The 12,576-nt window shown below is 63.7% G+C and carries 11 protein-coding genes and 2 pseudogenes; 6 read left to right on the top strand and 7 right to left on the bottom strand.

The annotated features are described in order from the left end of the window. Both AACR77_RS10545 and djlA read left to right on the top strand, forming a co-directional pair. A pseudogene (locus tag AACR77_RS10545) lies at positions 1-102 on the top strand (mannose-1-phosphate guanylyltransferase); the annotation flags it as partial. Positions 103-121: 19 nt separating this feature from the next. Next, positions 122-946: a co-chaperone DjlA gene (djlA, locus tag AACR77_RS10540; RefSeq protein ID WP_042881302.1), complete on the top strand. Its 825-nt coding sequence runs from the start codon at positions 122-124 to the stop codon at positions 944-946. A gap of 85 nt (positions 947-1,031) precedes the next feature. On the opposite strand, the gene AACR77_RS10535 is transcribed toward djlA, so the two are convergent. The 4 genes from AACR77_RS10535 to AACR77_RS10520 all read right to left on the bottom strand — a co-directional run bounded on the left by AACR77_RS10535 (position 1,032) and on the right by AACR77_RS10520 (position 5,792). Then, positions 1,032-2,387, bottom strand: coding sequence for an NCS2 family permease (locus AACR77_RS10535; RefSeq protein WP_010673214.1), 1,356 nt, complete (start codon positions 2,385-2,387; stop codon positions 1,032-1,034). A gap of 255 nt (positions 2,388-2,642) precedes the next feature. Further along, positions 2,643-2,972 carry a hypothetical protein gene (locus AACR77_RS10530; RefSeq protein ID WP_039040029.1) on the bottom strand — a complete coding sequence of 110 codons (330 nt, stop codon included), beginning with the start codon at positions 2,970-2,972 and terminating at the stop codon, positions 2,643-2,645. A 111-nt stretch (positions 2,973-3,083) separates the two neighbouring features. Beyond that, complete coding sequence (gene ettA / locus AACR77_RS10525; protein ID WP_039040030.1) at positions 3,084-4,751, bottom strand: energy-dependent translational throttle protein EttA; 1,668 nt, start codon at positions 4,749-4,751, stop codon at positions 3,084-3,086. Between the two features lie 198 nt (positions 4,752-4,949). Next, positions 4,950-5,792, bottom strand: a complete 843-nt coding sequence (locus tag AACR77_RS10520) for a lytic transglycosylase domain-containing protein (protein WP_041214605.1) — start codon at positions 5,790-5,792, stop codon at positions 4,950-4,952. A gap of 312 nt (positions 5,793-6,104) precedes the next feature. Between AACR77_RS10520 and AACR77_RS10515 the strand changes: the two genes are divergently transcribed. The 3 genes from AACR77_RS10515 to AACR77_RS10505 are packed head-to-tail and all read left to right on the top strand — an operon-like array spanning position 6,105 to position 8,882. Next, a complete protein-coding gene (locus AACR77_RS10515) occupies positions 6,105-6,845 on the top strand; it encodes a glycosyltransferase family 2 protein (protein WP_042881299.1) in 741 nt (246 codons plus the stop codon). Continuing rightward, positions 6,845-7,204, top strand: coding sequence for a lipid-A-disaccharide synthase N-terminal domain-containing protein (locus tag AACR77_RS10510; RefSeq protein WP_042881297.1), 360 nt, complete (start codon positions 6,845-6,847; stop codon positions 7,202-7,204). The genes AACR77_RS10515 and AACR77_RS10510 overlap by 1 nt, the downstream gene beginning before the upstream one ends. After that, positions 7,194-8,882, top strand: coding sequence for an ArnT family glycosyltransferase (locus AACR77_RS10505; protein ID WP_052224801.1), 1,689 nt, complete (start codon positions 7,194-7,196; stop codon positions 8,880-8,882). Before AACR77_RS10510 ends, AACR77_RS10505 begins: the two co-directional genes overlap by 11 nt. A 42-nt stretch (positions 8,883-8,924) precedes the next feature. On the opposite strand, the gene AACR77_RS10500 is transcribed toward AACR77_RS10505, so the two are convergent. Together AACR77_RS10500 and AACR77_RS10495 are read right to left on the bottom strand one after the other, a co-directional pair. Then, on the bottom strand, positions 8,925-9,923 hold the full coding sequence (locus AACR77_RS10500) for an NAD-dependent epimerase (RefSeq protein WP_042881296.1): 999 nt from the start codon (positions 9,921-9,923) through the stop codon (positions 8,925-8,927). Further along, positions 9,920-11,269 carry a UDP-glucose dehydrogenase family protein gene (locus AACR77_RS10495; protein ID WP_042881295.1) on the bottom strand — a complete coding sequence of 450 codons (1,350 nt, stop codon included), beginning with the start codon at positions 11,267-11,269 and terminating at the stop codon, positions 9,920-9,922. Before AACR77_RS10495 ends, AACR77_RS10500 begins: the two co-directional genes overlap by 4 nt. A 292-nt stretch (positions 11,270-11,561) precedes the next feature. Here AACR77_RS10495 and AACR77_RS10490 point away from each other — a divergent pair, with 292 nt between their 5' ends. Further along, the gene (locus AACR77_RS10490; protein WP_010673223.1) at positions 11,562-12,170 is read left to right on the top strand and encodes a YitT family protein; all 609 of its coding nucleotides are present in this window, start codon (positions 11,562-11,564) and stop codon (positions 12,168-12,170) included. A gap of 97 nt (positions 12,171-12,267) precedes the next feature. Here AACR77_RS10490 and AACR77_RS10485 read toward each other — a convergent pair. Next, positions 12,268-12,576 (bottom strand): annotated as a pseudogene (locus tag AACR77_RS10485) (heme ABC transporter ATP-binding protein); the annotation flags it as partial.

Below are 12,576 nucleotides of genomic sequence, written 5' to 3'. Positions count from 1 at the left end.
GGACGGGTGGGTGGCAGCCTGCTGGCAGGCGAGTGGCGCGACATCGGCACAGTGGATCGGCTGCGCGAGCTGGACGAGCAACTGCTCGCTGGCACCCATTAACATCACGAGGTCTTGAACCATGCGTATTTGGGGCAAGGTGCTTGGCACCTTCTTCGGTTTTCTGCTCGGCAACATCTTCGGTGCCCTGCTGGGCCTGTGGATCGGCCATCGCTTCGATCGGGGCATGGGGATCCGCGGGGCCTTCCAGCGGGCGCCCAGCCAGCAGCAGCAGGCCGTCTTCTTTCATGCCACCTTCGCCGTCATGGGCCACATCGCCAAGGCGAGCGGCCAGGTCACCGAGCATGAAATACGGGTCGCGTCCAACCTGATGGACAGGATGCGGCTGGCCGGAGAGCAGCGAGTACGGGCCCAGGAGTCATTCCGCCAGGGCAAGGAGAGTGACTTCCCCCTGCGCGAGACCCTGGCGGAGTTTCGCCAGGCGAGCCTGGGGCAGCGTGACATCCTGCGCTTCTTCCTCGAGGTCCAGCTGCAGGCCGCCTTCGCCGACGGTCAGGTGGAGGCGAACGAGCGGGCCATCCTGCAAACCATCGCCGACGAGCTGGGGTTCAGTCGCATCGAGCTTGCCCGCATTCTGGCCATGGCCGAGGCCCAGATGAACTTCTTCCACCGCCAGCAACAGCAGGGCAGTGGCCAGGGGCAGCAATACCGCCAGGAGCCCCCCTCCCGGGATCGCCTCAAGGATGCCTATCAGTTGCTCGGGGTGAGCGAGAGCGACAGCGATCAGGAGATCAAGCGCGCCTATCGCAAGGAGATGAGCAAGCATCACCCTGACAAGCTGGCCGCCAAGGGATTGCCCACCGAGATGATGGAGATGGCCAAAGAGAAGACCCAGGAGATCCAGCAGGCGTGGGAGTGGATCCGCGAGGCCCGCGGCATTCGCTGAGCCCTGTACCCGCCATAAAAAAATGCCCGTCGATGACGGGCATTTTTGTTTTCAGAGTCTGGTTTTTCTTTTCATGGAAGAAAAATCAGTGGGCATCGACCCAGACAAACTTGAGGACGAAGAGCAGGGCCACCACCAGCACGCAGGGGTTGATCTCGCGCCAGCGGCCGGTGCCCGCCTTCATCACGCAGTAGGAGATGAAGCCCACGGCGATCCCCTCGGTGATGGAGAAGCTGAACGGCATCATCACCGCGGTCATGAAGGCCGGTACCGCTTCGGTCAGGTCTTCCCACTTCACCCGGGTCAGCTCGGAGCACATCAGCACGCCCACGTAGATGAGGGCCCCCGCTGCGGCATATGCCGGCACCATGGCGGCGACCGGAGAGAAGAAGATGGCCAGCAGGAACAGGATGCCCACCACGATGGCGGTCAGACCGGTGCGACCGCCGACGGCGACGCCGGAGCTGCTCTCGATGTAGGCCGTCACGGACGAGGTCCCCATGAAGGCGCCGCCGACGGAGCTGACGCTATCCACCACCAGGGCCTGCTTCATGCGCGGGAAGTGCCCCTTGTCATCGGCCAGCTTGGCGCGGTTGGTCACGCCGATCAGGGTGCCGGAAGAGTCGAACAGGTTGACCAGCATGAAGGAGAAGATGATCCCGGCGAGGCTGATGTCCAGCGATCCCATCAGATCCAGCTGGCCGAAGACCGGGGCAATGCTCGGCGGCACGGAGACGAAGCCCTTGAAGGTGACGTCGCCGAACAGCCAGCCCAGGGTGGTGGTCACCACGATGGCGATGAGCACGGCTGAGTGGACGCCGCGGGCGGAGAAGATGCAGATGAGGAAGAAGCCGAGCAGCCCCAGCAGGCAGGGCAGGGAGGTGAGGTTGCCCACGGTCACCATGGTGGCGGGGCTCGCGACCACGATGCCGGCATTGTGCAGGCCGAGCAGGGCGATGAGCAGACCGATGCCGGCGGTGATGCCGACCCGAAGTGTCAGGGGAATGTTGGCGATGAGCCAGTAGCGTACCCGCAGCAGGGTCAGGATCAGCAGGCCCAGCGCACCCCAGAAGATGGTGCCCATGCCCACTTGCCAGGAGTAGCCCATGCCAGCCACCACCACGAAGGCGAAGAAGGCGTTGAGGCCCATGGCGGGAGCCAGGGCGATGGGCAGGTTCGCCAGCAGACCCATCAGGATGCTGCCGACACCGGCGATGAGGCAGGTGGTAACGAACACGGCCTGGGTGTCCATGCCTGCCGCAGAGAGGATCTGCGGGTTGACGAAGACGATGTAGACCATGGTCAGGAAGGTGGTGATGCCGGCGATCACCTCGGTGCGGGCCGTGGTGCCATGACCGCGTAGGGCAAACAGGCGCTCGAGCAATCCCTGCCCGGCAGCCGGGCTGGCGGTCTGCCCGGTAGCGTGATGTGGTTGATTCATGTTGGATTCCAATGGGTGACGTGAAATAGGCAGCAGGGGGCCCGGCCCATCCATGCGGGGCGACGGACCCTGATTCTGGCGGTGAAGTGACCAGACTCGTCCTGATACCGTGACAGCGCGCACATTTTCACACAGGCGGCCAGGTTTACAAACCCCGGATGTGCGAGGCGGATCAATGAATAGAGTAAAAATTCAAACGTTTTCCCCCGGAGGCCGAAAAAAGGGGACCAATAGAGCCCCGTTTCCACATCGGGATCAACGGTTTTTCTGGTAGCGTTCGATAAGCTGGCTCAGCACGGCATCGCTCTGCTCCAGCAAGGGATCGAGGGCCAACCCCATGCGTTGTAGCAGCAGGGTGGCCTGGGTTTCGCTCAAGGGACGGCCATCGAGGAAGTAGGCCTGCTCGGCCAGTTGCTTGTCATGGCGGGGCAGCAGCACCCAGTGCACTCGTCGGGGTTCGATGGCGGCGAGGATCCGGTTGGCGGCCGCGCAGAAGGTATCGATGTGCTGCTTGCCATCCGGCCCCAGGCAGCCGGGTTCGAGCCGGATCTGGATGGTGAGTCTGGTGGTGGAGGCTTGGGTCATGGGTCGCTATCGCTGGGGTAGAGGTGGAGATTGTAAGTCAGAAGAGGCAAAAAAGGGGAGCCCCGGCTCCCCTTGTGACGTCATGCCTGGCGGCGCGGCTGTTGCCTCGCCTTACTTGGCAATGCGCTTGTACTTGGCGCGGCGCGGCTGGATAGCCTCGGCACCGTAGGTCTTCTTCTTCCACTCTTCGTATTCGGTGAAGTTGCCTTCAAAGAATTCGATCTTGCCCTCGTCCTGGTAGTCCAGGATGTGGGTGGCGATGCGGTCGAGGAACCAGCGGTCGTGGGAGATGACCATGGCGCAACCCGGGAACTCCAGCAGGGCGTTCTCGAGGGCGCGCAGGGTTTCGATGTCCAGATCGTTGGTCGGTTCATCCAGCAGCAGCACGTTGCCGCCGGTCTGCAGCAGCTTGGCCAGGTGCAGACGGCCACGCTCACCACCGGAGAGCTCGCCGACCCGCTTCTGCTGGTCGGAACCCTTGAAGTTGAAGCGGCCGATGTAGGCGCGGCTCGGGAACTCGTAGTTGCCGATGCGCAGGATGTCCTGGCCGTCGGCGACTTCCTCGAACACCGTCTTCTTGTCGTTCATCTGGTCGCGGAACTGATCCACGGAAGCCAGCACCACGGTGTCACCCAGGGTGATGGAACCGGAATCCGGCTGCTCCTGACCCGACATCATGCGGAACAGGGTCGATTTACCGGCACCGTTCGGACCGATGATGCCGACGATGGCACCCTTCGGAATGGAGAAGGAGAGATCGTCGATCAACTGGCGGTCGCCATAGGACTTGCAGAGGTTGGCCACCTCCACCACCTTGTCGCCCAGGCGCGGTCCGGGCGGAATGAACAGCTCGTTGGTTTCGTTGCGCTTCTGGTAGTCGTTGGTGTTGAGCTCTTCGAAGCGAGCCATACGAGCCTTGGATTTGGCCTGACGGCCTTTCGGGTTCTGACGAACCCACTCCAGTTCCTTCTCGATGGACTTGCGACGGGCGGCTTCGGAACTGGCTTCCTGGGCCAGACGGGCATCTTTTTGCTCCAGCCAGGAGGAGTAGTTGCCCTCCCAGGGGATGCCTTCGCCGCGGTCCAGCTCCAGGATCCAGCCCGCCACGTTGTCGAGGAAGTAGCGGTCGTGGGTGATGGCCACGACGGTGCCTTCGTAGTCGTGCAGGAAGCGCTCCAGCCAGGCCACGGATTCCGCATCCAGGTGGTTGGTCGGTTCGTCCAGCAGCAGCATGTCCGGTTTTTCCAGCAGCAGGCGGCACAGGGCCACGCGGCGGCGCTCACCACCGGAGAGGTGCTTGATCTGGGCATCCCAGGCCGGCAGGCGCAGGGCATCGGCCGCGCGCTCCAGCTGGTTTTCCATGTTGTGGCCGCCCTGGGCGGCGATGATGGCTTCCAGCTCGCCCTGTTCGCGGGCCAGCTTGTCAAAATCCGCATCCGGGTCGGCATAGGCTGCATAGACCTCGTCGAGGCGCGCCATGGCGCGTTTGACGTCGCCGACCGCCTCTTCGACCGCTTCGCGTACGGTCTGCTCCGGATCCAGCTTCGGCTCCTGGGGCAGGTAGCCGATCTTGATGCCGGGCTGCGGACGGGCTTCCCCTTCGATCTCGGTGTCGATGCCCGCCATGATGCGCAGCAGGGTCGATTTCCCGGCGCCGTTCAGACCCAGCACGCCTATTTTGGCCCCCGGGAAGAAGGAGAGGGAGATGTTCTTGAGAATATGACGCTTGGGCGGCACGACCTTGCCGACCCTGTTCATGGTGTAAATAAATTGAGCCATTGGCTAATTCTCTTCCTTTCAGCAGTTTAATGTCTTGGCATTAACAAACTGATGTCGTGGTGGGGCCGGGTCGACGGGCCGTCAACCCGGTTCCAAAAAACCCGTCGATTGTAAACCAATGGGAGAGGGGCGGCAAAGCCGGGCGCCGCAGGCCGGGACGGCCGACAGGCGCGAGGGAAGAGGGGCCGCCGGGTAAGCTCAGCGCGGTGAGTTGCGGCGGGCCGGTTTGTCAGGATCCTGCCCCGAGTAGTAGAGCACCCGCTGCACATACTCCTGGGTTTCCTGATAGGGCGGCACACCGCCGTGGCGCAGCACGGCCTGCTCCCCGGCGTTGTAGGCGGCGCTGATCCTCACCCAGTCCGGACCGAACTGCTTCTCCAGCCACTTCAGGTAGATCATGGCACCACGGATGTTCTGCTGGGCATCGAACGGCCGGGTCACGCCGAAGCGGGCCTGGGTTTCGGGAATGAGCTGCATGACGCCCTGCGCCTGCTTGGGGGAGACGGCGGTACTGTTCAGATTGGATTCGGCGATGGCGATAGCCAGGGCGAGTTGAGGGTCCACTTTGTGACGCTGGGCGGCCTGGCGGATCATGATGGCCAGCTTTTGCTTGGCCTGTGACTGTCTGGCCAGGTAGCGCTCCTGATCGAAGGGGGTACTGGGGCGCACCCAGGGGGCTCCGCCACCGCCTCCAATGCCGCAGGTACCCAGGGGCGCATTGCCGACCCGCTCGTTGTAGTAACGGGCGGCTTGCTGGTTGCCAAGGCGCATGGCCATGGCCAGGTAGGCGTTGGCGCTGCGGGCATTGCGGATCCCCTGGGGGCCGCGGGCCAGCAGGCGGCCGATGCGGTAATAGGCTTCCGGGTTGCCAAGGTTGGCGGCGGTGCAGTAGTGGGCGATGGCCTGCCGCGGGTTTCCCTGTTCCATGGCGGCACCCTGGCGCAGCGCGCTCATGGCCTTGGGGGCCTGACGAAAGGGATCTGCGTGGGAAGTGGTGGCGAGCAGTATCAGGAGTCCCCAGCCCCAGAGTCGTTTTTTCATGGAAACCTCGTCGTTGGTATCCGCAACATATAGGCCCGATCCGGGGAGGGACGCCAGCCAGCAGATGGAACATCTGGTTATGTGGGTGAGCGGCAGAGATGAAAACGGTATGGAACTTTTGGTGCAGGGGAGAGGCGGTATGACTCCCGGGTCAGTGACTGCTTTGATAGATTTGTTAATTGAAGTTCAATATGCTGACAGAGTTGTTTTCTAACGCCTTGTATTTGCATGATGTCAGCCAGGCCATCGATGCAATGTCGTCGGGTCTGCCGGGTGAATCGATAGCGCCTCTGATGAGGGCAGGATGTGCATATGGTCGAATCGGTCGATATCTCTGTCGTGGTGCCTGCCAAGGATGAGCGGGACAATCTGGCCCCGCTTGTCGGCGAAATAGATGCCGCCCTTGGGGGCAGGTTCGAATACGAACTGATCTATGTGGACGATGGCAGTGTGGACGACAGCCATGTGGTACTGCGCGATTTGCAGACGCGTTTCCCCAGGCTGAAGGTGCTACGCCATGTCCATGCCGTGGGCCAGAGCATGGCGGTGCTGAGCGGAGTGCGCCACGGGCGTGGCGACTGGCTGGTGGTACTCGACGGCGATGGTCAGAACGATCCCGCCGACATTCCCGCCATGCTGGAGGAGGCGATGCGCCGCTACGAGAGCGATCCATACCAGGTAGGCCTCATCGGCCACCGGGTCAACCGCCGTGACGACTGGGTCAAGCGCCTCTCTTCAAAGCTGGCCAACGGCTTTCGCGATCTGCTGCTGCGCGACGGCATTCCGGATACCGGCTGCGGGCTCAAGGTGGTGCGTCGCGACTGGTATCTGAAACTGCCCGCCTTCAATCACATGCACCGCTACATCCCCGCGCTGATCCAGGCACAAGGGGGGCGCATGGCGCCCTGGCCGGTCAACCACAGGCCACGCCAGGCGGGCATCTCCAAATACGGGGTCTGGAACCGGCTCTGGGTCGGGCTGGTGGACGTGGTCGGGGTCTGGTGGTTGCAGCGCCGCTCCAAGGTGGTTGAAATCCGGGAGATGCTGGAGTGATGGACGCCTGGCTGTCTGCCCCCATCGACTGGCTGGACTGGACCGGGGTGCATGTCACCGGCTGGAAGCTGATCGGCTACACGGGGGCGCTGATGTTCGGCGGACGCTGGCTGGTGCAGTTTCTGGCGTCCAGGCGGGCGGGACGACCCGTCATTCCGCGCCTGTTCTGGTACATGAGCGTGATCGGCAGCCTGATGACGCTCAGCTACTTCACCTTCTCTCCCAAGCAGGACTCTGTCGGCGTGCTGCAAAACCTCTTCCCCACCTTCACCGCGCTCTACAGCCTCTATCTCGATATCCAGCATCGGGGCTGGCGGCGGGACAAGGTAGTGACCGGGGATGCTCGTCATGGTGAGTGATCGCACCCTGCTCAATCAGACGTCCCTTGGCTGGTTGCTGCTGATCGCGCTGGTGGTGCTGGGGGCCGGGCTGGGTCTGCGGGACCCCTGGCCGGCGGACGAGCCGCGTTTCGCCCTGATCGCCCGGGAGATGGTGGAGAGTGGCCAGTGGCTCTTCCCCATGCGCGGCGGGGAGCTCTATCCGGACAAGCCGCCGCTGTTTATGTGGGGGATCGCGATCGGTTATGTGTTGACTGGCTCCATCAAGGTGGCCTTTCTGCTGCCTTCCCTGCTGTCTGGCTTGCTGACCATCTTGCTGGTGTGGGATCTGGGGCGCCGCCTGTGGGATCCGGCGACGGGATTTCTGGCGGGCTTGCTGCTGCTCTTTACCGTCCAGTTTACCCTGCAGGCCAAGACGGCGCAGATCGACGGCCTGGTCACCTTCTTCATCACCCTCGGTCTCTATGGTTTTCTGCTCTTCCTCCTCTGCGGTGGCGGGTGGCGCTGGTACTGGCTCGGCTGGTTTGCCGCAGGGCTTGGCGTCATCACCAAGGGGGTGGGAGTACTGGCCCTGCTGGTGCTGCTTCCCGCGCTCTGGACCCACAGGGCACAAATCCGCGCCGCGCCCTTGTCAGCCTGGCTGAAGGCCCTGCTCGGGCCGCTGGCCATGGCCCTGGCGATGGGTCTCTGGCTGGTCCCCATGCTGGAGGCCGTGACCCGAAGCGGGGATCCCCTCCTGCTGGCCTACAGAGACAACATACTGCTGCGCCAGACGGTGACTCGCTATACCAGCGCCTGGCACCACGTCAAACCCTTCTGGTACTACATCACCTCGGTGATCCCGCCGTTCTGGCTGCCGCTCTCCCTGCTGCTGCCCTGGCTGGTGGTGGCCTGGCGGCGCGCCATCCGGGCGCAGGACAGGCGTATCCTGCTGCTGCTGGGTTATCTGGTGCTGGTGGTGCTGTTTTTCTCCTGCTCGCCGGGCAAGCGGGGCGTCTACATCACGCCCGGTACGCCCGCCCTGGCGCTCCTGACCGCACCCTTCATCGGCACCCTGCTGGTCCGGGTCTGGCCGGGGCGACTGCTGGCCGGGCTTGGCTGGCTGCTGGGGGGGGCAGGGCTGGTGGGGGCTCTGGTGCTGGCATTTAGCGACAGAGTGGCCAGCCGTCTGGGGGAACTGGGGCCGGAGCCCTGGCTTCCCCTGCTGGTGCTGGGGGGATCTTTGCTGCTGATCAATGCCTGGCTTCGCCGGGCGCCACTGACCGCCATTCTCAGCTCCCTGGTGGTGGGGTGGCTGATCTACTCCTGCTGGATAAGCGTGCGCCTCAACGAGGTGCGCACCCCTCAGGGTGTAATGGCATTGGCGGCGCAGAAGGTGCCTGCGGGGGATGAACTGCTGCTGGCGGGATTCAAGGAGCAGCATCTGCTGTTTAGCCTGCAACCAGTGAAACATTACCCTTATCTGATGGGGGACGGGGAGCAGGCCCGGGAAGCTGCCGCCTGGATAGGGGCTGCCCCCGGGCGCTGGGTACTGGGGAGCGCCGACCTGATGGTGAGGTGTTTTGACCCCGCGAAGATGGAAAATCTCGGCAACCGTCACCGTACCGACTGGCTGCTGGCAGGCCCGCAGGCCCTCAAACCCGCCTGTCGTGGGCTCTCCCCCACCATGGTGCCCTTCAGCTATACCCCTTCATCCTGAGCGCAGGGTCGCGAGCCAGGGGACCCTGCCACCTCGTTTGGCTCAGACCCGGTAGTAGTCCCGATACCAGCGGACAAAGCCGTCGACCCCTTCCTTGAGCCCGATACGGGGGCGATAGCCTGTGGCGTCGAACAGCGAGCGGGTGTCGGCCCAGGTGGCGAGCACGTCGCCGGGTTGCATGGGCAGCATGTTGCGGATGGCCCGTTTGCCGAGGGCCGACTCGATGGCATCCACGAAGTCCAGCAGCCTGACCGGGCTGCCGTTGCCGATGTTGAAGAGGCGATAGGGGGCCGGGCTGGCATCCGGGGCCCCCTGCCAGTGGGCATCGCCCGCGGGGGGGATGTCTGCGATGCGCACTATCCCCTCGACGATGTCGTCGACATGGGTGAAATCCCGGCTGAGCTGGCCCTGGTTGTAGAGGTCGATGGGATCGCCGTTCAGGATGGCGTGCACGAACTTGAACAGGGCCATGTCGGGCCGGCCCCAGGGGCCGTAGACGGTGAAAAAGCGCAGCCCGGTGGTGGGCAGGCCGTAGAGATGGGAGTAGGAGTGGGCCATCAGCTCCCCCGCCTTCTTGCTCGCCGCATAGAGGGAGACGGGATGATCCGCCCCATCGGACGGTTTGAACGGCATCTGTTCGTTCAGCCCGTAGACCGAGCTGGAGGAGGCATAGACCAGATGCTGCACCCGGGTCTGGCGACACCCCTCCAGCACGGTGAGGTGGCCGGTGAGGTTGCTGTCGGCGTAGGCGAAGGGGTTGTCCAGGGAGTAGCGCACTCCGGCCTGGGCCCCCAGATGGATCACCCGGTCAAACTGCTCGCGGGCAAAGAGCGAAGCCATGGCGGCGCGGTCCGCGAGATCGGTGCGCTCGAAGCGAAAGCCGGGCAGGGGCGTGAGCAGGGCGAGGCGCGCCTCCTTGAGACTCACCGCGTAGTAGTCGTTGAGGTTGTCTATCCCCACCACCTGATGGCCGTCGCCACAGAGCCTGCGCGCCACATGAAATCCGATAAACCCGGCGGCGCCGGTGACGAGGTACTTCATCGCTCCTCCTGGTGGGCCAGGCTGTCGCCACGGCCGATGGCATAGTAGGTGAAACCGCGCTGGCGCAGACGGGCCGGATCATAGAGGTTGCGGCCGTCGAAGATGATGGCCTGCTTCAGGGTCTGGCGAAGCAGGTCGAAATCCGGTGCGCGGAACTGTTGCCACTCGGTGCAGACGAGCAGGGCATCGGCCCCCTGGAGGGCGGCTTCCTGGGTGTCGCACAGGGTCAAGTCCGCCCGCTGGGCATAGAGGCGGGTGGCCTCGGTCATGGCCTCGGGGTCGAACGCCTGCACCTTGCCTCCTGCTGCCCAGATCGCCTCCATCAGCACCCTGCTCGGGGCTTCGCGCATGTCGTCGGTATTGGGTTTGAAGGCGAGTCCCCATAACGCGAAGGTGCGCCCCGACAGACTGGCACCAAAATGGTGGTGCAACCGGGTCATGAGCCTGTGTTTCTGCGCCTCGTTGACCTGCTCCACCGAGCGCAGCAGGGGGGTCTCGCACCCCGCCTCCTTCGCGGTGTGGATCAGCGCCCTGACATCCTTGGGGAAGCAGGAGCCGCCATAACCGCAGCCCGGGTAGATGAAGTGGTGGCCGATGCGCGGATCGGCACCAATGCCCTTGCGCACCTCCTCGATATCGGCGCCCAGGGCTTCGGCCAGGGTGGCCATCTCGTTCATGAAGGAGATGCGGGTCGCCAGCATGGCGTTGGCGGCGTACTTGGTCAGTTCGGCACTGCGTGCATCCATCCGCAGGATGCGGTCTCGCTTGCGGTTGAAGGGGGCGTAGAGCTCCTCCAGCAGGGAGAAGGCGTGATCGGAGTCGGTGCCGATGATGATGCGATCCGGCCGCAGGCAGTCGGCGACGGCGGCGCCCTCCTTGAGAAATTCGGGGTTGGAGACCACGTCGAGCGGAAGGTCGAGACCACGGTCGGCGAGGCGCTCCGCAATGTGTCGCCGTACCCGGCTGGCGGTGCCGACAGGCACAGTGCTCTTGTTGACCACCACCTTGCCCCCTTGCATCAGGCGGCCTATGGTGTCCGCCACCGTCATTACCTGATGGAGGTCGGCAGACCCGTCCTCGTCCGGCGGCGTTCCGACCGCGATGAAGATAAGCTCGGCAAACTCCACCGCCCGGGCCGGGTCTGTGGTGAAGATCAGGCGACCGGCCTGATGGTTGCGCTGCACCAGGGGGGCGAGACCGGGCTCGAAGAGGGGAATGCGCCCCTCTTTCAGGCCCGCGACCTTGTCGGCATCCACATCCACGCAGGCCACCTTGTGACCCATCTCCGCCAGTACGGCGGCCTGAACCAACCCGACATAACCTATTCCGAATACGGTGACTCTCATCCGCTGTTGTTCCGCTGGCAGTGACAAGCGACTCATTCTAGAACGATTCGGGCGCGGGGGCAGCGGCCCGTTTCAGGTTTTTCAGCATCAGGCCGGCGGTGAGTGTGGGACATTTTGGTGCAAGGATTGTAACGCCTGGATGACGCGCACCATTTTGGCGCGTGAAGGGCGGGACTTGTGATCCATCTCACTCAAATTGGAGACTGTCGGCATAACGAAGCCCCGGTTAACGGGGCTCGCTCCGCCCGACGGGCGGCCAATACTCTCTTGCTTCGCGACTGGATACCTGGTTATGGACAACACTTCACGCTCTGCGCATCCACTATATGAGGATGTGCTCGCCTTGCTGACCGCAGCAGGCTTCGTTTCCCTCGGCATCTTCCTGTTCCATCAGGTCGGCCTGCTCACCGGTGGCACCGCCGGCCTGGCGCTGCTGCTGCAGCAGGTGACCGGCATCAGCTTCGGCCTGCTGTTCTTCGCCATGAACCTGCCTTTCTATGCCCTGGCCTGGCTCAGAATGGGGCCGCGTTTCACCCTCAATACCTTTGCCGCCGTGGCCACCGTCTCCTTCATGACGGATCACCTCAACGCCGTGCTGCAAATCGGCAAGATCGAACCCGTCTATGCGGCGCTGATCGGCGGCACCCTGATCGGCATGGGGCTGCTCATCATGTTCCGCCACAAGGCGAGCCTGGGGGGCTTCAACATCCTGGCGCTCTTCATTCAGGACAGATGGGGTGTGCGGGCAGGCAAGCTGCAAATGGGGCTGGATTGCGCCATCGTGGTCGCCTCTTTCTTCGTGGTCTCCCCCTGGCTGCTGGTGCTTTCCGTGGTGGCAGCCATCATCTGTAACCTGGTGTTGACACTCAATCACAAGCCGGGGCGCTACCAGATAGCCTGATGTGCCCAGGGGGATTGCCCTGCTGGTCAGCCCAAGGCTGGATACCGCAAAAAGACAGAGCGCCTGATGGCGCTCTGTTGCTATCTGCCCCTGGGTGTCACACCACCATGGGGACGCCGCTCTCGGGGTGGTGGATCACCTGTGCGGGGTAGTCGTAGAGGCGCGCGATGAGCGCCGGAGTCAGCACCTCGCCTGCGTTGCCGTCAGCCATCAGCCTGCCCTGCTCCAGCATCACCAGCCTATCGGCGTAGCGGGCTGCCAGATTGAGGTCGTGCAACACCACCAGCACGGCTGTGTTGCGACCGGCCAGCGCCCGGGCCATGGCGAGCAACTGGTGCTGGTATTTGAGATCCAGCGCCGAGGTGGGCTCGTCCAGCAGCAGCAGCCGCGCTTGCTGCGGTTCCTC

The organism is Aeromonas sp. ZOR0002, from assembly GCF_963866995.1.
GTDB lineage: Bacteria > Pseudomonadota > Gammaproteobacteria > Enterobacterales > Aeromonadaceae > Aeromonas > Aeromonas caviae.
Note: the sequence above shows the minus strand (reverse complement) of the source record. Positions and strands in the feature narration are given on the sequence as shown.